This is a genomic window from Nocardiopsis algeriensis (assembly GCF_014203695.1).
GTDB lineage: Bacteria > Actinomycetota > Actinomycetes > Streptosporangiales > Streptosporangiaceae > Nocardiopsis > Nocardiopsis algeriensis.
The window spans coordinates 507864-526356 of record NZ_JACHJO010000001.1 but is presented as its reverse complement, the minus strand read 5'-3'; the positions used below and the strand labels follow the sequence as shown (position 1 = coordinate 526356).

At 71.0% G+C, this 18493-nt stretch carries 18 protein-coding genes and 1 rRNA gene; 10 read left to right on the top strand and 9 right to left on the bottom strand.

Annotation, left to right across the window (positions count from 1 at the left end; all coding sequences use genetic code 11):
• Nucleotides 1-145 precede the first annotated feature (145 nt).
• Nucleotides 146-261, top strand: a 5S ribosomal RNA gene (gene rrf, locus FHS13_RS02330).
• Between the two features lie 180 nt (nt 262-441).
• Here the strand turns inward: rrf and serB are convergent.
• From serB to FHS13_RS02315, 3 genes are all read right to left on the bottom strand, one after another.
• Complete coding sequence (gene serB / locus FHS13_RS02325; protein ID WP_184286574.1) at nt 442-1716, bottom strand: phosphoserine phosphatase SerB; 1275 nt, start codon at nt 1714-1716, stop codon at nt 442-444.
• 89 nt (nt 1717-1805) lie between these two features.
• On the bottom strand, nt 1806-2444 hold the full coding sequence (locus FHS13_RS02320) for a DUF1707 SHOCT-like domain-containing protein (RefSeq protein WP_184286572.1): 639 nt from the start codon (nt 2442-2444) through the stop codon (nt 1806-1808).
• A 189-nt stretch (nt 2445-2633) separates the two neighbouring features.
• Complete coding sequence (locus tag FHS13_RS02315) at nt 2634-3383, bottom strand: hypothetical protein (RefSeq protein ID WP_184286569.1); 750 nt, start codon at nt 3381-3383, stop codon at nt 2634-2636.
• Nucleotides 3384-3443: 60 nt separating this feature from the next.
• On the opposite strand from FHS13_RS02315, the gene FHS13_RS02310 reads away from it, so the two are divergent.
• The 3 genes from FHS13_RS02310 to FHS13_RS02300 all read left to right on the top strand — a co-directional run bounded on the left by FHS13_RS02310 (nt 3444) and on the right by FHS13_RS02300 (nt 6341).
• Nucleotides 3444-4229, top strand: a complete 786-nt coding sequence (locus FHS13_RS02310; protein ID WP_184286565.1) for an ABC transporter ATP-binding protein — start codon at nt 3444-3446, stop codon at nt 4227-4229.
• 292 nt (nt 4230-4521) lie between these two features.
• The gene (locus FHS13_RS02305; RefSeq protein WP_184286562.1) at nt 4522-5460 is read left to right on the top strand and encodes an SPFH domain-containing protein; all 939 of its coding nucleotides are present in this window, start codon (nt 4522-4524) and stop codon (nt 5458-5460) included.
• A 122-nt stretch (nt 5461-5582) separates the two neighbouring features.
• Entirely contained in the window at nt 5583-6341 is a 759-nt protein-coding gene (locus FHS13_RS02300; protein WP_184286559.1) for a sulfite exporter TauE/SafE family protein, read from the top strand.
• 47 nt (nt 6342-6388) lie between these two features.
• On the opposite strand, the gene FHS13_RS02295 is transcribed toward FHS13_RS02300, so the two are convergent.
• From FHS13_RS02295 to FHS13_RS02285, 3 genes are all read right to left on the bottom strand, one after another.
• Nucleotides 6389-7012 (bottom strand): HD domain-containing protein, encoded by a 624-nt coding sequence (locus tag FHS13_RS02295; protein WP_184286558.1) that lies wholly within the window; start codon nt 7010-7012, stop codon nt 6389-6391.
• 201 nt (nt 7013-7213) lie between these two features.
• Nucleotides 7214-8107, bottom strand: a complete 894-nt coding sequence (locus FHS13_RS02290) for a prolyl oligopeptidase family serine peptidase (protein WP_184286554.1) — start codon at nt 8105-8107, stop codon at nt 7214-7216.
• Entirely contained in the window at nt 8101-8691 is a 591-nt protein-coding gene (locus FHS13_RS02285) for a TetR family transcriptional regulator (RefSeq protein WP_184286705.1), read from the bottom strand. The genes FHS13_RS02290 and FHS13_RS02285 overlap by 7 nt, the downstream gene beginning before the upstream one ends.
• Nucleotides 8692-9132: 441 nt before the next feature.
• On the opposite strand from FHS13_RS02285, the gene add reads away from it, so the two are divergent.
• Entirely contained in the window at nt 9133-10173 is a 1041-nt protein-coding gene (gene add, locus FHS13_RS02280; RefSeq protein ID WP_184286551.1) for an adenosine deaminase, read from the top strand.
• 59 nt (nt 10174-10232) lie between these two features.
• On the opposite strand, the gene FHS13_RS02275 is transcribed toward add, so the two are convergent.
• The gene (locus tag FHS13_RS02275) at nt 10233-11360 is read right to left on the bottom strand and encodes a CapA family protein (protein WP_184286548.1); all 1128 of its coding nucleotides are present in this window, start codon (nt 11358-11360) and stop codon (nt 10233-10235) included.
• A 784-nt stretch (nt 11361-12144) separates the two neighbouring features.
• Here FHS13_RS02275 and FHS13_RS02270 point away from each other — a divergent pair.
• The 3 genes from FHS13_RS02270 to FHS13_RS02260 all read left to right on the top strand — a co-directional run bounded on the left by FHS13_RS02270 (nt 12145) and on the right by FHS13_RS02260 (nt 15128).
• Entirely contained in the window at nt 12145-13248 is a 1104-nt protein-coding gene (locus FHS13_RS02270; RefSeq protein WP_184286545.1) for a chaplin family protein, read from the top strand.
• A gap of 108 nt (nt 13249-13356) precedes the next feature.
• Complete coding sequence (locus FHS13_RS02265; RefSeq protein WP_184286542.1) at nt 13357-14172, top strand: SURF1 family cytochrome oxidase biogenesis protein; 816 nt, start codon at nt 13357-13359, stop codon at nt 14170-14172.
• Nucleotides 14173-14276: 104 nt separating this feature from the next.
• Nucleotides 14277-15128: a methyltransferase domain-containing protein gene (locus tag FHS13_RS02260; RefSeq protein WP_184286539.1), complete on the top strand. Its 852-nt coding sequence runs from the start codon at nt 14277-14279 to the stop codon at nt 15126-15128.
• On the opposite strand, the gene FHS13_RS02255 is transcribed toward FHS13_RS02260, so the two are convergent.
• Nucleotides 15104-15655: an RNA 2'-phosphotransferase gene (locus FHS13_RS02255; RefSeq protein ID WP_184286536.1), complete on the bottom strand. Its 552-nt coding sequence runs from the start codon at nt 15653-15655 to the stop codon at nt 15104-15106. The two genes, FHS13_RS02260 and FHS13_RS02255, sit on opposite strands and share 25 nt — an antisense overlap.
• A gap of 46 nt (nt 15656-15701) precedes the next feature.
• On the bottom strand, nt 15702-16331 hold the full coding sequence (locus FHS13_RS02250) for a MerR family transcriptional regulator (RefSeq protein WP_184286534.1): 630 nt from the start codon (nt 16329-16331) through the stop codon (nt 15702-15704).
• Nucleotides 16332-16428: 97 nt separating this feature from the next.
• Here FHS13_RS02250 and FHS13_RS02245 point away from each other — a divergent pair, with 97 nt between their 5' ends.
• Entirely contained in the window at nt 16429-17505 is a 1077-nt protein-coding gene (locus tag FHS13_RS02245) for a hypothetical protein (protein ID WP_184286531.1), read from the top strand.
• Nucleotides 17502-18299 (top strand): VOC family protein, encoded by a 798-nt coding sequence (locus FHS13_RS02240; RefSeq protein WP_184286529.1) that lies wholly within the window; start codon nt 17502-17504, stop codon nt 18297-18299. The genes FHS13_RS02245 and FHS13_RS02240 overlap by 4 nt, the downstream gene beginning before the upstream one ends.
• Nucleotides 18300-18493: the final 194 nt, after the last annotated feature.

Genomic DNA, 18493 nt, shown 5'->3' with positions numbered 1-18493 from the left:
GAGGGGTGGAGCTGACCGGTACTAATAGGTCGAGGGCTTGTCCGCTGCAGATAATTGGATGTTCGCGCATGCTTGTTCACTAGGGAATGCTTCCCACGGTGCCGGCCGGAGTGGTGTCTGGTTGGTGGTGTGGGTGTGAGGTTTCCGTGGTGGTTATGGTGGGAGGGTCACACCCGGTCTCATTCCGAACCCGGTCGTTAAGTCTCCTTGCGCTGATGGTACTGCCCTGTGGTGGGGTGGGAGAGTAGGTTGCTGCCACGGTTTTTCTTGAGGGGGGTCGTCTTTGCGGGCGGCCCCTCTTTTTTTGTGTGTGGTGTGTGGGGGGTCCTGGCGGGCCCCCCTTTTTTTGTTGGCTGGGGGTTGTTTGTTGCCCGGGGACCGGCGGAGGGGCGGGGTCGCCCCGGCTCGGCAAGGGCGGGGCTTCCCGCCCTTGCCGAGCGGTCACAGAAGCTCCGTCACGCCCATCGATGCCGGTTCGGCGTGGGCGTGGAGGTCGGCCGCCTCGATCTCCTCGCGGGTGATGCCCAGGATGAAGGCGATCGTGTCCAGGTACGGCACGTTCACCGACGTGTCCGCCTGCTGGCGGACCACCGGCTTGGCGTTGAAGGCGACACCCAGGCCCGCCGTCTGGAGCATGTCCAGGTCGTTGGCTCCGTCGCCGACGGCCACGGTCTGCTCCAGGGGGACGCCGGCCTCCGCGGCGAAGCGCTCCAGCGTCGTGGCCTTGCCCTTGCGGTCGATCACGGGGCCGACGAGGCCGCCTGTGAGACGGCCGTCGACGACCTCCAGCGTGTTGGCCGCGGCGTAGTCCAGGCCCAGCTTCTCCACCAGCACATCGGTGATCTGGGTGAAGCCGCCGCTGACGATGCCGCACTCGTACCCCAGCCGCTTCAGGGTGCGGATGAGGGTGCGGGCGCCCGGGGTCAGACGGATCTCCTGGCACACCTTCTCGATGGCCGAGGCGTCCAGCCCACGCAGGAGGGACACACGCTTGCGCAGGGACTCCTCGAAGTCGATCTCGCCCCGCATCGCCTCCTCGGTGACGCGGGCGACCTCCTCCTCGCAGCCGGCGTGGGCGGCGAGGAGCTCGATGACCTCCCCCTGGATGAGCGTGGAGTCCACGTCCATGACGATGAGGTGCTTGGCCCGGCGGTGGAGGCCGCTCGGCTGGACGGCGACGTCCACACCCTGGGTGGAGGCTTCCATGGCCAGTTCGGCGCGCAGCTGCGCGAGCTGGGCCGGGTTCCCGGCGGCGCCGGAGATCTCCATCTCCACCGAGGTCACCGGGTAGCTGGAGAGGCGGTCGATCCGGTCGATGTTGGCGCCGGCACGCGCGACGCACGAGGTGATGGCCGCGAAGGCGCCCGGTCGCAGGGGGTCGGCGAGGACGGTCACGTGGAGCCGCTCGGACGCGGAGGACTCGCTGACCCGGTCGCGGCCGTCGCCGCTGTCGTAGTCGACCTCCATGTCGAGGTCGATCGCGGTCTTGCCGAGCGCGCTGCGGACCTCCTCGAAGACACGGCGGCGGCTCACACCCGGTGCGACGCGCTCGTCCACGTCGAGGACGGCACCCAGGACGAGGCGTCCCGCCAGTACCACCTGCTCGAGGTCGACGATGGTCACGGGGAAGACGGAGAGAGTGCTCAGGAGACGCGCGCTGATGCCGGGACGATCGCGGCCGGTCACCGTCACCAACAACGTGGTTTCATCATTCATGGCGCTGTCCACGGTACTCCGCCGCCGGGGCTGCCCGGCTGACCGGCCTCCTTCTCCGTCCGGCCGGTGCGCCGGGTGGAGTCCTGGACCTACTTGGACTTCTTGTGCCTGCGCGGCTTCTTCGCCTTGACGGAAACGGCTCCGAGCATGCATGTACCAGTCAGTCGGATGACCGGGGCGTTCACATCCGTCACCTGGTCGGTGCCACCGAGCTCGGCCGCACCGAGAATCGCCGACGTGTTGTTGATCACCCTGACGCCGTGGGGAACGACGATGTCCACGGCACCGAGGATGACGGCGAGCTGAATGGTGACGTCGCGCTGACTGAGCACCGCCTCGCGCAGGTCCAGCTCGATGGCGCCGCACAGCACGGAGGCGTTGGTCCGGGGCTCGACGAGCCAGCGGCCCTTGCGCTCGCAGCCGCCGAACACGGCCACGAGGTTCTCCGAGCCCTTGCTCTGCCCCGCGAGGTCGCGGGCCTCCTGGCCGAGGAGCTGCATGCCGTCGGTCCCCGCCGGCTGCGATCCCGCACTCGTGTAGTCGTAACCGGGCTCAGGAAGGTCGGAGACGATCGGAGCCAGCTCGCCGATGGTCTTGGCCCTGTACAGGGTGTCCAGGCGCTCCTCGTGCTCCACGGGAGTGAGCCGCCCCTCCGCCAGCGCCTCCCGGAGCCGTTCGGCAACCTTGTCACGCTCCGCGTCGGAGGCTCGGATGTGCTCGGGCTGCATGATGACGGATCTCCTCGTCCTGTTCCACGGGGCCGTTGTCGGCCGTACACCAAGTATCGGCTCTTGCCTCCTTCCGGCGGATCAGGTGACAGCCCTGGTCCTACCCTGAGACCCGCCCCGGAGCCTGTCGCCTCGGGGAGAGGTACTCCCTTCCAGGGTCGTCCTCCGGCGCGGGAACGGCAACCCCGGTCAGCGCTCCAGGGCGGCGTGGGCCGCCACGAGCGCCCTGCGCACGGCGGAGTCCAGGCGGCGCAGCGCCTCCCCGCGGGTCCCCGCCTGGTGGGCGCTCATTCCGCGTCCCGACCTCGGGTCGGCCGTCTCCACGATCCGGGCCAGCCGGACGGCCTGGTCGGCCACCCGCAGTGCGCGCGGTGGGTAGCCGGGGGCCAGGGAGGGGCCGGGAGAGCGGGCGAGCCGCTCGCGCACGTCCGCGGGGAAGGCGGTGATGTCGTCGACCCCTTCCAGCAGTTCCGCGGTCTCCACGAGGGTCAGCCTGAGTGCCTGCTCGGCCTCCGCCAGGCCGGGGACCTGCGGAGGCGTGTCATTCGCCGGATAGGGGGTCCACGCGACGCCCGCGTAGGACGACCCGCGCCGGTCGGCGGAGGGCACCAGGCCGACCTGGCGGTCGGCGAGCCGCAGCAGTACCCCTTCCCGGGCCTCCAGCGCGGCCCGGTTGAGCTCCGCGGGGCCGACGAGCCCGAGAGGGTCGCCCTCGGCGGGCAGGGCGAGCCGGAAGGCGGACAGTCCCAGGCCACGAAGCCGTACCAGAGCGGTCCGCAGCGGTACGCCGCTGTCGAAGGGCAGGCCGGGGACCGGTACTGTCCCGATCATGCCGGGGCCGCCGATGCGTTCGACGGAGTCGACGGCCTCGTCGAGGCCGGTGTGCCCCGCCAGCCATGCGTTGCCCCAGGCGACGAGTGGTGCGGACGTGAGATGCATTGCTTCAGGGTAGGTCGGCCCGTGCACCGGTGCGGGACGCGGACGAGGTGAAGGAGGAAGATGGACGAGCGTGTTCTGGACCTGAGCGGGGTCACCGTACGGAGGGGCGGCACCGCACTTCTGGACGGGGTCGACTGGTCGGTCGGGGAAGGCGAGCGCTGGGTGGTGCTCGGGCCGAACGGTGCGGGCAAGACCACCCTCCTGAACGTGGCGTTCTCCCAGCTCCACCCCACGGCCGGCCGGGTGGAGATCCTCGGTGAGCGGCTCGGCGCGGTGGACGTGTTCGAGCTGCGTCCTCTCATCGGCTACGCGGGGGCGGCCGTCTCGAACCAGGTGGAGGAGGGCACCCCCGTGCTCGACCTGGTGCTCAGCGCGGCCTACGGCTACCTTGGCCGGTTCCGGGAGGAGTACGGGACCCCGGACCTGGGGCGGGCCCGCGCGCTGCTGGGCCACTGGGGGGTCGGTGACCTCGCGGACCGGAACTTCCACACGCTGTCGGAGGGCGAGCGCAAGCGGGTGCTGATCGCGCGGGCGCTGATGTCCAACCCCGAGCTGCTGCTCCTGGACGAGCCCGCGGCCGGACTGGACCTGGGCGGGCGCGAGGACCTGCTGCGCCGCCTGAGCTCGCTGGCCCGCAACGATGCGGCCCCCACCCTGGTCGTGGTCTCGCACCACGTGGAGGAGATCCCGTCGGGCTTCACGCACGCGCTGATGCTGCGGGAAGGCGCGGTGGTGGCGTCCGGCCCGCTCGACGAGGTCATGACGGCGGAGAACCTGTCGGAGACGTTCGGTCTGGAGCTGAAGGTCGAGCGCGACGGCGAGCGCTGGAGCGCCCGGGCAGCCTGAGTCGGGTGCCCGTCCGGTCCGCTTCGGAAAAATAGGTCCTACTCAAAATCAGAAAAGGAACGCCCCTAAAAAATATTTCTGTCCGGATATGGTTTGGCTGGTGCATATGGGGTAGCGTCAGCGACCGGTGAACGGACCGGTCCATTTCGACGCGCCTTATGATCAGCGGGTGCGAGCGGGACCGCCGTGACGCGGTCCGCTCCCGCGCTGCCTGCCGCCCCCGCCAGCAGATCCGGAGCTGCCCGATGCCGATGTCGAACACCGTTCCCCGGACACCCGGCGGGGTGCGCCCATGACCGCCGTCATCATCGTCGCTCTCTTCGTGGCCGTTCTGCTGGTCATCTTCTGGCGCAGCGTGCGCATCGTCCCGCATTCGACCGAGGACGTCGTCGAGCGCTTCGGCAAATTCCACCGGACGCTGGGCTCGGGGTTCAACATCGTCATTCCGGGTGTGGACCAGGTGCGCGAGCGCATCGACCGGCGCGTCCAGGTGGTGAGTTTCCCGCCGCAGTCGGCGATCACCGAGGACAACCTCGCGGTGGAGGTCGACTCGGCGGTCTACATCCGCGTCGTCGACGCCTACCGGGCCACCTACGAGGTCGCCAACTTCATCCAGGCCGTCGAGCAGCTGACCCTGGCGACGCTGCGCAACGTCATCGGCGGCATGAACCTGGAGGAGACGCTCACCTCCCGCGACCAGATCAACCGCGAGCTGAAGATCGTCCTGGACGAGGCCACCCGGGACTGGGGCATCGAGATCAGCCGCATCGAGCTCAAGGGCATCGAACCGCCGGGCTCGGTGCAGGAGGCCATGGAGATGCAGATGCGCGCCGACCGGGAGAAGCGCGCGCAGCTGCTCAGCGCGGAGGGCGAGAAGCAGTCCGCGGTCATGCGCGCCGAGGGCGAGCGGTCGGCGGCGGTGCTGCGGGCCCAGGGCCAGGCCGAGGCCCAGATGCTCACGGCCAAGGCCGACGCCGAGGCCCAGGCGGTGCGGGCGCGCGGTGAGGCCGACGCCATCCACATGGTGTTCAAGGCGCTGCACGCCAGCCACCTCGACTCCGACGTGCTGGCCTACCACTACCTGCAGAAGCTTCCCGAGATCGCCCAGGGCGACGCCAACAAGGTGTGGATCGTCCCCTCGGAGATGGGGCAGGCCCTGAACGGGGTCGGCACCGCCTTCGCGCGGCTGCGCGACGAGGTCGTGCGGTTCCCCAACGGCTCCCACTCCTGACCTCGCCGGGCCCCGCTCACGCGGGGCCCGCCCGCCTTCGGCGTCCCCCGGAGCACGGACCGGACCGCCCCCTCTCGTAGGCTGCCCCCGATCATCGGGCGAGCACGGCGAGGAGAGGGCACATGGAACTCTGGGAGGCCGCCGCCATCCTCCTCGCGGGTGTGGCGGCCGGGGGGATCAACGCGATCGCCGGATCGGGCACCCTCTTCACGTTCCCCGTGCTCCTGGCCCTCGGCTACCCGCCGGTCGTGGCCACGGTCTCCAACAGCATCGGCCTGGCTCCGGGGACGTTCAGCGGCGCTGTCGCCTACCGGCGCGAGCTGGCCGGGCAGCGCCGGAGGACGATCCGCCTGGGCAGCATGTCGTTCCTGGGTGCGATGACCGGTGCCCTGCTGCTGATCCACCTGCCCCCGGGCGTGTTCGAGACCGTCGTCCCGTTCATGATCGGCGCCGCGTGCGTGCTGATCGTCCTCCAGCCCCGGATCACCGCGTGGGCGCGCTCGCGTCGGCCCGCGGGCAGGGACGGCGGCCCGTGGCTCCCGGTGGGTGCCTACGCGACGGGTGCCTACGGCGGCTACTTCGCCGCGGCGCAGGGCATCATCCTGATGAGCATCCTCGGCATGGGGCTGGACGACGACCTCCAGCGGGTCAACGCCCTCAAGAACGTGCTCACCACGATCGCCAACAGCACGGCTGCGGTGTTCTACATCGTGCTCGCCGACCCGGCCTGGCCGGTGGTCGGCCTCATCGCCGCCGGAACGATCGTCGGCGGCTACCTGGGGGCGCGCTTCGGCCGCCGCCTCAGCCCGACGGCACTGCGCGTGTGCGTGGTGGTCGTCGGCCTGTCCGCCGCGGTCCAGCTCCTGGCCGGCCGGATCTGAGCCTCGGCCGGATCCGGGTTTCGGAAGGACCCGGGGCCCGGCGGGGGTCAGCTGCGGAAGTAGCCTCTGCGGTCGGCGTCGTCGACCAGGGCGGTGGCGTAGGCCCCCAGCGCCTCGGACCCCTCCTGGATCGCCTTCACCTTCTCCATCACCTGGGCACGGGTGACACCGAAGCGGACCCATGATCCGCCGTCGTTGTGCCAGTTGGAGAGCATCGGCGACAGGCGGTCCACGGCCCGGGCGAAGCGGGCCTCCGGGGTGGAGCGGGCCTCGAACTCCTCCCAGAGCTCGCGGGCCCGGTCCGCCTGGTCCTCGGGCAGCAGGGGGAAGATGCGGTCGGCCGCGGCGCGTTCCCGGGCGGCCCGCGTCTCGGCGCCGGCCTGGTCGAAGAGGAAGGTGTCCCCGGCGTCGATCTCCACGATGTCGTGGAGCACCAGCATCTCCACGACCCTGTCGATGTCGGTGCCGGCGGGCGCGTACTCGGCGAAGGTGCGGGCGGTCAGGGCCATGTGCCAGGAGTGCTCTGCCGAGTTCTCCCGGCGGGATCCGTCCACCAGCAGGTTCTGCCGCAGGATGCGCTTGAGTTTGTCGACTTCCAGGAGGAAGCGCAGTTGGGAGTTCAACCGCTCGTTGTCGACCCCGCTGGCAAAGACCGGTGCCGGTTCCGTCACGTGGTTCGCCCTCCTGAAGGATGAGTCGAAACGGTCAGGCGGACCGCGCGTGCGGTCGCACCTGGATAATCCCATGAAACGCATACCAACTGTCGCGGCGGTGTCCGCCGAGGGGCCGGGGGCGGAGGCGGGACGGTGCACGCGGTGGACACCGGACGGTGCGGGGACACGGGTTCGGACACGCGGTGAGGGCCTGGGAGATCAGTCGAGGGGATCGCCGGAGACCTGCGCGGAAGCCGTGAGGTGCCGGTGGAACCACTCGGTCAGCGCGCGGTCGGTGAGGACCCCGGCGGGGGTGAGGGGGCCCGGCTCCAGGCCGGGCTCGGGGCCGATGACGTGTGCCAGATCGGGCACCACGATGTGACGGAGGGCATGGGCGCCGTCCTGTCCGGTGGGCGCGGACGCGTCGGCCAGGGCCGCGCACAGGGCGGCGCCGTGCTCGGGGGGCACGACGTCGTCCCGTCCTCCGCTGACGACGAGCAGCGGGGTGCGTTCGCGGGCGAGCTCCTCGGCCCTGGCGGTGAAGTCGAGCCGGCCGCGGGTGCGGGCGGCCTGGTCGGTCCAGGTGTAGGAGGCGCCGGTGAGGCGTTCGCGGGCGGAGACGACCAGGGCCGGGTCGACGATCGGGTTGACGGCGGCGGCCGCGCCGACCGGCAGGTGTCCCTCGGCCAGGGTGAGCAGGACGGCCGACGCGCCCGCACCCACGCCGACGATTCCGACGGGGCCGTCCGTGACGGGGAACATCGACCGCAGCTCCGCGGTGACGCGGTGCAGTTCGGAGGAGGCCTCCTCGACCACGGGGCCGAACAGCTCGACGAGGTAGTCGCGCTCCCCGCGCCGGTTGACCTCGGCGACCCCGCCCTCGGGCAGGCGCGCTCCGAAGAGGGGCAGGCCCAGGTAGATCCGCCAGGCGGGGAGCGGGACCATGGGGACGGCCCCCGCGAGCGCGGCCTCGCTGCGCGGTGGCTCGAAGGCGTGCAGGGCGAGCACGAGCGGGGCCGGCCCCCCGCCCGCGGCGGGCGGGAGGGCGAGGAAGGGGATCCCGGCGGCGGTTCCGGTGACCGGCCGGGTCGGTGTGTAGGTGTCGGTCACCACTGCGGTGCTCCTCCATGGCGTTGAGAGAAGTCGGTCAGGTAGCTGCTGACCATGCGCTTGGTCTCGTAGACGAGGTCGGGGTCGCCCTCGGGGTCGTCGCGGAAGGCCAGCTTGAGCACGGCGTCGGCGGACTCGACGGCCACGTGCACGGCCTGGTCGAGCGCCTCGGAGTCGGGGACACCGGTGACGGAGACGATGATCTTGCGCAACTGGGTGGAGATGACGCGGTTGTTGTCCGTACCGCCGCTGAGCAGCCGCGGGTCGACGATGTCGCCGAAGTGCAGGCTGCGAAAGCCCGGCACGTTGCGGTGCATGTCGATGTACTCGTCGACGATGATGTCGACGGCTCCGGTCCAGTGGGTGATGGTGGCCTCGGAGAGGCGCGTGGAGACGCGGGTGCCGAACTGGTCGAGGAAGCGCAGCCCCAGGGCCTGGGTGATCGCCTTCTTGTCCGGGAAGAACTGGTACACCGACCCGATGGCCACGCCGGCGCGTTCGGCGATGCGGGTGGTGGAGAGGTTGTCGTAGCCGGCCTCGTCGAGGAGTTCCGCGCAGCAGTCGAGCATGCGTTGGACACGGGCCACACTGCGCTGCTGGGCGGGCAGGCGGCGGAGCGGGGCCTTGGCGAAGGCCAGTCCGTCGAGGGTGACACCGGATGATTCGCGGCTCTCACGCGCGGTGTGGCCGGTTTCGCTCCTGTTGGAGGAACGTCGCGGGCGCGAGGGCGTTGAGCTTCGGGAATTAGTCGTCACGAAACCTATGATGCCTTTGCTCAATCGCCTGGTTCCGAGGAAATGGCAGTTTGGTACCCACGGATCTACCTCGGAGGACGTCTGATGGGTGATATGGCGGAAAAAGCGATCGGACTCCGCTATGTCTGTTCGGTGTTGGGAGTAACCGGCAAGGCCCCGGCGTGCCTTCTGTCCGTTGCCGCTGCGGGCTGATACGGGAAGAGGCCGACCCCGGAGGGCCCGAGCGGGGGACCGGCGGGCCCGGGAAGCGAGGGGCATGCGTAGTCTCGCGCCATGGAGAACCAGCCGAACCCCGGCATCGACGCCCTCGTCCGCGACCTGCCCAAGGTGGAGCTGCACGTCCACCTGGAGGGCTCGATGCCCCCCGAGACCCTGTTCGACCTGGCCCGCAGGCACGGGATGGAGGACATCCCCGCCACGCTGGAGGAACTGAGGAGCTGGTACGCCTTCAGCGACTTCCCCCACTTCGTCGAGGTCTACCTGGCGTCGGTGCGGACCCTGCGCGAGGAGGAGGACTTCGCGCTCCTGGCCTCCGTGGTCGCGGAGCGCCTCGCCGCCCAGAACGTCCGCTACGCGGAACTGCACGTCAGCCTCTACACCCACCTCATGCGGGGGGTACCCGCGCGGGTGGTGTTCGACGGGATCGAGTCGGCGCGCCGGCAGGCCGAGCGCGAGCACGGGATCCAGCTGCGGTGGATCCCCGACTTTCCCGGTGACTTCGGGCTCACGAGCGCGGAGGCGACGGTGGAGGCGGTACTGCGCGACGCGCCGCCCAGCACGGTCGGCTTCGGGGTGGGCGGTGTGGAGACGCCGCTGGAGCAGTACGCGGAGGTGTTCGGGCGGGCCCGCGCAGCCGGACTGGCGAGCCTGCCGCATGCGGGGGAGCACGGCGGCCCCGAGCGGGTGCGCGAGGCCCTGGACGCCCTGGCCGCCGAGCGCATCGGCCACGGCATCGACGCGATGAAGGACCCTTCCCTCGTCGCCCGCCTGGTCGACGCGCAGGTTCCCGTCGACGTCAGCCCCACCTCGAACGTGTGCACGCGCGCGGTGGAGGAGATCGGCGCGCACCCGCTGCCGAGGATGCTGGAGGCGGGGCTCCTGGTCACGCTCAACAGCGACGACCCGACGATGTTCGGCACGGATCTCACGGGTGAGTACCTTGCGGCGCACGGTCTCGGGCTGTCCGCCGCCGACCTGGTCCGGCTCGCGGCCAACGGTGTCCGCGCCTCCTACCTGGGCGCCGCCCGCCGCCACGCGCTGCTGTCGGAGATCGCCGCCGTCGCGGAGCGGCACGGGGTGGAGGTCTCCGTGTAGGCGGGGGTGCGGAGAGCCCGCGCGGCCGGCACTGACGCCCCGCCCGCCTCCTGGAGGTGTCAGGCGGGGGAGCCGGTGAGGCCGAGCCCGCACTCGACGCGCATGTTCTCCCAGGTCCGCGTGGCGGTGTCGGCGTCGGCACCCTCGTAGGGGACGGGCACACCGCCCTGGATCCGGGCCGGCAGCCAGTCGGCTCCGACGACGCTGCCCCGGTCGAAGGTCAGGGTGAGCACGCCCGTCTCCGCGGTGGGGCCGTCGAAGTTGTAGAAGACGAAGTTGCCCAGCCCGTGGTGCACGTAGGAGTCGCCGAGGAAGCCGCCGGGCGAGAGCACGTGGGCGTGCCCGCCGACGACGGCGGCGGCGCCGGCGTCGACCAGCTCCTGGGCCAGGGTCGGCGCGTGCGGCAGCGGGCAGTGTGCGCCCTCCAGGCCCCAGTGCAGGAAGACCACGACGTTGTCGTACTCCTCCGCGGCCCCGGCGACGGCGTCGAGCATGTACTGCTTCATCTCGCCCTTGGTGGAGGCCAGGCCCGGCTTGCCCTCGCCCGCGGTCCACTCGGCGATGAGGTGGTCGTCCATGACGTCGGTGGCGCCGAAGAGGGCGACGGTCTGCCCGTTGACCTCGGCGACATGGGGCGCGTAGGCCTCCGCGATGTCGTTCCCGGCACCGACCAGGGAGACCGAGGAGCCCTGTGCGTTGGCCAGGGTGTCCGCGAGCCCTTCGGCGCCGTAGTCCATGCCGTGGTTGTTGGCGACCGTGGCCACGTCCACACCGGCGGCCTCCAGCGCGGTCAGTGCGGAGGCGGGTGCGCGGAAGACGTACTCCTTGCCGGGGACGGGCACGCCGCCCTCGGTGACAGCGGTCTCCAGGTTCACCATGGCCAGGTCGGCGGCGGAGAGGTGCTCGGAGATCGGGTCCAGGGCGGTCTCCGGATCGCTCAGGCGGGGCCTCAGCATGCCCTCGAACATCACGTCACCGCCGAAGGCGACGGTGAAGGGCCCGCCGGAGGCGGCCTCGGACGCCTCGGGGACCACGGGATCGGCGCTGTCGCTGGGAACGGAGGCGCCTTGCAGTTCCCCGGCGGGCTCCTCTGCGGGCGAGCAGGCGGCGACGAGCAGGAGGGAGAGCGTCGCGGCGCCGATGGGCAGGAAGGGCCTCGGTCGGCCGGGGTCGGATGCCGTCTGCATGTCGTTCTCCAGGGGGACGGGGGAAATGGAGGCGTCGTGTGGAAGGACGCGCGGCACATGTTCCCGGTTGCCGGGCGGTCGGGGAAAAGGGGCCGATTCCGCCTTTGATCACTTCTTGAATTCAGGCTGTTGCTTTGCGTGTCTGCCGGGGTGGCGGGGCGGGGGAGGTTCCGCCGAGGGTTCCCCTCTCCCTCAGGGTAGGCGCTGCTGACCAGCGGTTTTGCATGTTTGTGTGGCCAGAGGGTCGGGAGTGGAGGAGGTGAAGGGTGATGCAAGGCCCTGTTGCGCGCAAAAAGGGCAAAAAAGATATTCTTCATTATTCAGATGTCGAGGGATAAGGTTCTCGTTCGGGAGTGCGGGAGTGAAGCAACTAAGCAGCTTAGTTGCTTCTGTTTCGGGGTTTACCCGGAAATTTTTTTTGTTGATTTATTTCCCCCGAGGGCCCTTTGTGTACGAAGGGTAACCTCTTTGCCTGCCTCTGAGCTGGGCTTGTTGCGGAGGGTAATTGTTCCTCTGTCGGCCGGCTCCGGGTGGTCGGACAAACATTTCCTGAAATGGCTTGTGCGCCGCCCGCGCCTTGCTAGCGTTTCGGTCTGTCGGCGGTTCGGACCGAAGAGAACCGCGTCCCATCTCAGGTCATCCCGCCGTTCCACCGCGTTTCCCGGTGGCGGCTCGCACCTGCCGCAGAGTCGGAACCCCGCGCCCCCCGCGAAAAGGTTCCGACCGCGGCCCGCGCCGAGATCAGGCGTTTTCCCCAGGCTTCACCGTTGAAAGGCCGTACCAGATGCGCAACACACTCCGTTACTCCTTCGCCGCCGCTGTCGCCGCCGGCCTGGCCTTCGTCCCCGCCACGGCAGCGTTCGCGGACGCCACCACCGACGGTTCGGGCAGTGTGGCCGGCGGCAACCAGATCATCGTCCCGGTCGACATCGAGGCCGACCTGTGCGGCAACGCGCTCTCCGTCCTGGGGATCTCCCAGGCCACCTGCACCAAGGTGTCCGAGGTCCTCTACGAGGCCAGCGGCAGCGGCGGTGCCTCCACCGACGGTTCGGGCAGTGTGGCCGGCGGCAACCAGATCATCATCCCGGTCGACGCCGCCGTCGACGCCTGCGGCAACGCCGTCTCCGTCGCGGGGATCTCCAAGGCCGACTGCGTCGAGGTGGTCGAGACCCTGGAGGAGGAGAGCGAGACCGGCACCTACTCCACCGACGGTTCGGGCAGTGTGGCCGGCGGCAACCAGATCATCATCCCGGTCGACGCCGCCATCAACATCTGCGGCAACTCGGTCGCGGTCCTGGGCGGGTCCACCGCCAAGTGCACCACCGTCATCAACGTCATCCAGGCCTCCCCCGAGAACGAGGGCGGCCCCTCCACCGACGGTTCGGGCAGTGTGGGCGGCGGCAACCAGGTCGTCGTCCCGGTCGACGTGGCCACCGACATCTGCGGCAACGCGGTGGGCGTTCTCGGTCTGGCCGAGGCCTCCTGCCTGGAGGTCATCACCGAGGAGGGCGGTGACAAGCCCGGCGAGGACAAGCCCGGTGATGACGAGCCCGGCAACGGCGGCGGCGACGAGCCCGGTGGCGACGAGCCCGGCAACGGTGACGGCGACAAGCCCGGCGAGGACAAGCCCGGTGGCGACGAGCCGGGCAACGGTGACGGCGACAAGCCGGGTGGCGACGAGCCCGGCAACGGCGGGTCCGAGGGCGACAAGCCGGGGACCGGCGACGACAAGCCCGCCCCCGGGCAGCAGGCCGACGGCGAGCTCGCCGTGACCGGTGCCGCCCTCGGCGGTCTCGTGGCCGCCGCCGTGGCCGCGATCGGCGCCGGCGGTGCGGGCCTGTACTTCGCCCGCAAGCGCAAGGCGGCTGCCGCCTCCTCCGAGGAGTAACCGCAGTTCTTCCCGGTGCGCGGGGCCGTCGGCGGGGGCCGGCGGCCCCGCGCCGCGTCCGGGCGGGTCGGTGCGGGGTGGTCGGGGGCGTCTCATAACCTCGAAGACGTGCTCAAGGTCCTGTTCTCGCGACGCATGCTGGCATTCCACGCGCTGGTCCTGGTGGTCGTCCCCAGCTTCATCTGGCTGGGCTTCTGGCAGCTCGGCCGCTGGGAGGTGCGCAGTGCCGCGGCCCAGCTCCAGCAGGACAACCTCGCCGCGGACCCGGTTCCGGTCGCGGAGCTGACCTCCGTCGGCGGTGACATCGACCCCGGCGACCGGTGGCGCACGGTGGAGGCCACCGGGACGTGGGACAGCGGCAACGAGATCCTGCTGCGCAACCGCGACGGGTCCGCCGGCGTGGGCTTCCACGTGCTGACGCCCCTCGTCACCGAGGAGGGGCCCGCCGTCCTGGTCAACCGGGGATGGGTTCCGCGCGGCGAGACCGCGCTCGACGTTCCCGAGGTGCCGCCCGCACCGGAGGGGACCGTGGAGGTGGCGGGCCGCATCCACTACACGGAGACCGAGGAGAACACCGGGCTGAGGAACCGCGACAGCCTGCCCGAGGGCCAGCTCCTCATGGTCGACGTCCCGGCCGTCGCGGAGGAGCTGCCGTACGAGGTGTACGGAGGGTACGTGGAGCTCACCGCGCAGGACCCGGTGCCCGAGGAGGCGCCCGAACCGGTCGCGGTCCGCGAGACCGATCTCGGGATGAGCGCGTCCTACGCGTTCCAGTGGTGGGTGTTCAGCGTCGTCGCCGTGGTCGGATGGATCTACCTGATGCGGCGCGAGGTCCGCGAGACCGCCGGCACCGCGAAGCCCTCGGCCGGGAAGGACCCGGACGGGGAGGCGCAGGGCGAGGCGCGCAGCACGAGCACGGTCTGACGCGGCCGGGGAGGAGTCCCGGCGGTCCCTGTGGCGGGGTTCGCGTCCCGGACGTCCTGCGGCACCGCGGCGTGCCGGGCGTCCCCGAGGTAGGTGGAGGAAGCGTGTACGAGGAGAGCGGATATCCGGCTCCGGCCGGTTTCGGGCGGCGCGAGGTGGGCCCCGAGGAGAGCGCCCGTGCCGGGAGGCTGTGGTGGGACGGCGCGGCCGACGCCTACCAGGCCGAGCACGGGGAGTTCCTCGGCGACGCGGAGTTCGTGTGGTGCCCGGAGGGGCTGACCGAGGCCGAGGCCGGTCTGCTCGGGGACCTGGGGGAACTGCGCGACCGCCGGGTGCTGGAGGTCGGCGGCGGTGCGGGGCAGTGCGGTCGCTGGCTGCGTGCCCGCGGGGTGCGGCAGGTCGTCTCCTTCGACCTGTCGCTGCGGCAGCTCCAGCACTCCCGGCGCATCGACGAGCAGACGGGCGACCGCCTGGCGACGGTGCAGGCCGACGCGCAGCGGCTGCCGTTCGCCGATGCCTCCTTCGACGTGGTGTTCTCCTCCTTCGGGGCGTTCCCGTTCGTGCCCTCCGCCGACGACGCCCTGGCCGAGGCGGGGCGGGTACTGCGGCCGGGCGGGCGCCTGGTGTTCTCGGTGACCCACCCGGTCCGGTGGAGTTTTCCGGACGATCCCGGTGAGCAGGGGTTCACGATCACCCAGTCCTACTTCGACCGTCGTGCCTACGTGGAGGAGGACGACCGCGGCAACGCCGTCTACGTGGAGCACCACCACACACTGGGGGACTGGGTGCGGGGGATCTCCGGGGCCGGTTTGGTGCTGCGGGAGCTGGTGGAACCCGAGTGGCCGGAGGGCCATGAGCGGGTGTGGGGCGGCTGGGGGCCGGTGCGGGGCAGGATGATCCCCGGCACGGCGATCTTCGTCGCCGACCGGCCTCAGGAGATGTCGGGGTCCAGGTAGGCGGGCGGTACCGCGGGTACCAGCCAGACCCCGTTGGCCGTCACACGGAACTCGTGTCCGTCGGCGCGCATGCGCCCCGCGTCGACGGTGAGTACCACCGGTCTTCCGCGGCGGGCGCCCACACGCGTCGCGGTCTCGGCGTCGGGTGACAGGTGGACGTCGTGCCGCTTCCCGGGGCGCAGGCCCTCGGCGGTGATCGCGGGAAGGAAGCGGGCGACCGTGCCGTGGTAGAGGGTCGGGGGCGGCACACACGGCTCCAGCCCCAGGTCGACCGGGACGGAGTGGCCCTGCCGGGCGCGGATGCGGGTTCTGTCGGGGCTGAACTCGAACCGCCCCTTGCCGTCGCGGGCCACCACTTCGTCGAGCAGGTCCCGGTTGATCCTCCTCCCGCTTCTGCGGCAGCCGGCGAGGAGGTCGTCGACCGGGGCCCAGCCTCGGGCGTCGAGGCCGATGCCGGCCCGGGCGGGATCGTGGCGCAGCACGAGCGACAGGAACTTGGACGTTCGTACGATCTCTTTCTGGTCCATGGCCCCATGCTCGTGCGAAGACGCACCCGAGGCCCAAGGGTTTTCGTCAGTTCTCCCGGCCGGGGGCGCGAAGTGCCGACTCCCGGCTCTGGGCGAGGCGGCGCAGGGCGGCGAGAAGGGCGTCGCCGAGCACGGTCCCCACGACCGCGCCCTCGATGATCTCGTCCAGTTCCTCCGTGTCCCGGAGCGTGTCGAGGTCGACCCGGGCGACCTGCTCGACGGCCTCGGCGTAGCGGACGAGGTATTCCTCGCCGAGGGGGTGGCCGGTGCGCCGGTAGCCGGCCAGGACTGCGGCCAGGCCTTCGACGGCGGGGTCGTCGGGGTGGCAGTTCCAGCCGCGGTCCCTGACGAGCTCCTGTGCCCGGGCGAGGTCCTCCTCCTCGGGGGAGCCGTCCTGTCCGGCCGGAGGGATCGCGTCCAGTACCCGGCCGAGCAGATTGTGGGTGCTGGACCGGGGAGCGTCGACATGGGCGAGGACCTCGCGGACGGCGGCCACGGGCAGGCCGCCGACATCGGTGAGGGCGCGGACCAGGCTCAGCCGCCGGAGGTGCGCCTCGCCGTACCGAGCCTGGTTGCGGCTGGTCAGCTCACCGCGGTGGAGGAGGCCTTCGCGCAGGTAGTACTTGATGGTCGGCACCGGGACGCCCGACCGCTCACTCAGCTCGGCGATACGCATGACCCCCATTCTCCCGCCTCGGGCTTGCCACGCCTGCTCCTCATATGGATACTACGACTATCTACAGTAGATAGTTCTACTATCCGAAAGGAGTTCCGTGCACACCTCGCGGAAGCCGCACACCGTGCGGGAGGTCATCGCCTGGCACCGGCCGCTCACACTGACCGCCCTCCTCTGCCTGTCGCTCCTCCCTGTCTGCGCGGCGGGTCTGATCCTCGACGGACGCCTGGTGGCGGGCGATCCGGCCTGGCTCAAGCCCACCAAGTTCGCCCTGTCCGTCGCCGTCTACAACCTGACCCTGGCCTGGCTGCTGTCCCTGCTCACACGCCTGCGCCGCACCGGGTGGTGGCTCGGTGCGCTCATCGCCGCGATGACCACGGCCGAGGTCCTCCTGATCACGTTCCAGTCGGTGCGCGGCCAGGCCAGCCACTTCAACTACGCGACCCCGCTCGACACGGCCGTCTACGGCCTGATGGCGGTCATGATCACGATCGCGTGGACCGCCAATCTCGGGGTCGGCGCGATCCTGCTGGTCCAGCGCCTCGGGGAGCGCTCCACCACGTGGGCGATCCGCCTGGGTACCGCGATCGGTCTCGGCGGCATGGCACTGGCGTTCCTCATGGCCAGGCCCACCGAGGAGCAGGCGGTCGTACTCGAGGGAGGAGGGGTCGCGGACGTGATCGGGGCCCACACGGTCGGAGTCCCCGACGGCGGCCCCGGCCTGCCGCTCCTCGGCTGGAGCACGGTCGCCGGTGACCTGCGCGTCGCCCACTTCGTCGGTCTCCACGGGCTCCAGGTGATGATCCTGCTCGCGCTCGCCCTGGTGCTCCTGGCCGCGCGCCACCCGAGGATCTCCCCGGACGCCGTGCGCCTGCGCCTGGTCCTGGTCGCCGGGACCGCCTACGCGGGGCTGACCGCGCTCACCGCCTGGCAGGCACTGCGGGGCCAGCCGGTCGTCCGGCCCGACGCCCTCACCCTCGCCGCCGCGGGCCTCCTCCTCGCCGCCACGGCCGCCGGCCTGTGGTGGGCCCTGCGCACGGAGCGCCCCGGAGGGCTTCCCCCGACGGCGGTTCACGACGAGTTGTGCGACTCTTTGCCCCGCCCAGACCCCCCGTGCGAGGTCGAGCGGACAGACTCGGAGATGACCTGTGCGCGAAGAGAGGGGCCTCGATGATCACCACCGACTTCTTGCCCGGGTCCCCGAGCTGGCTGATGCTGTCGTCACCGGACGTCGACGCCTCGCTCGCCTTCTACGGGGATCTGTTCGGATGGGAGGCAGCGTCCGCGGGCCCGAGAAGTGCCGGGCACGTGTATCTGACTCTGGACGGGGACGTCGTGGGGGTCCTCGGCCCGCTCGTCGGCGAGGGCGAGAAACCGGCGTGGACGATCTTCTTCAAGGACCCCAACGTCGACGACACCGTGCTCGCGGTGGAGCGGCTCGGCGGAACACTGCTGGTGGAGCCGTTCGACATCGGTGAACTGGGGCGGGTCGCCCACTTCTACGACCCCCAGGGCGGCCACTTCGCGGTGGCCAAGCCCTATCACTTGCAGGGGATGGAGGTCGCCGACCGACCCGGTTCCCTGTGCTGGGTCGAGCTGTGGACACCGGACGGGGCCGCCGCGGTGGAGTTCTACGGCGAGCTGTTCCGGTGGGGGTTCACCGACCACGACATGCCCGCGGGGCTCGACGGCACCTACAAGCTCATCACCCCCGCGGGTGCGGGGCAGGAGCGGGCACACGGCGGCATCATGGCGGTCGACCCCGACGCGCTGCCCGCCGACAACGGCTCCGCCGACTGGCATCCCGCATTCGCCGTCGCCGACATCGACGCCGCGGTGGACAAGGTGAAGGCCGGTGGCGGCCAGGTGTACACGAAGCCCGAGGACACCCCGGTACTGGGGCGGTCCGCGTTCTGCGCCGACCCCTTCGGCTCCGCGTTCTCCCTGTTCAGGTATCTGCCGGAGTGAGGGGTGCGCTCTGCCGCCCCGGCGGCGGAGCGCACCCGGGCGGCGGGGGCGGTGGAGGCGCCGCATCCCCGGCGCGGGCCTCCGAGATCCTCCGCCGCGGCTCCGCGCGGTCCGGACACGGCCTCCGGCGTGTCGGCGCGGCCCCGTATACGCTCCTCGCGCCTCTCCCGCCGTCCCGGCCGGAGACGGGGCCT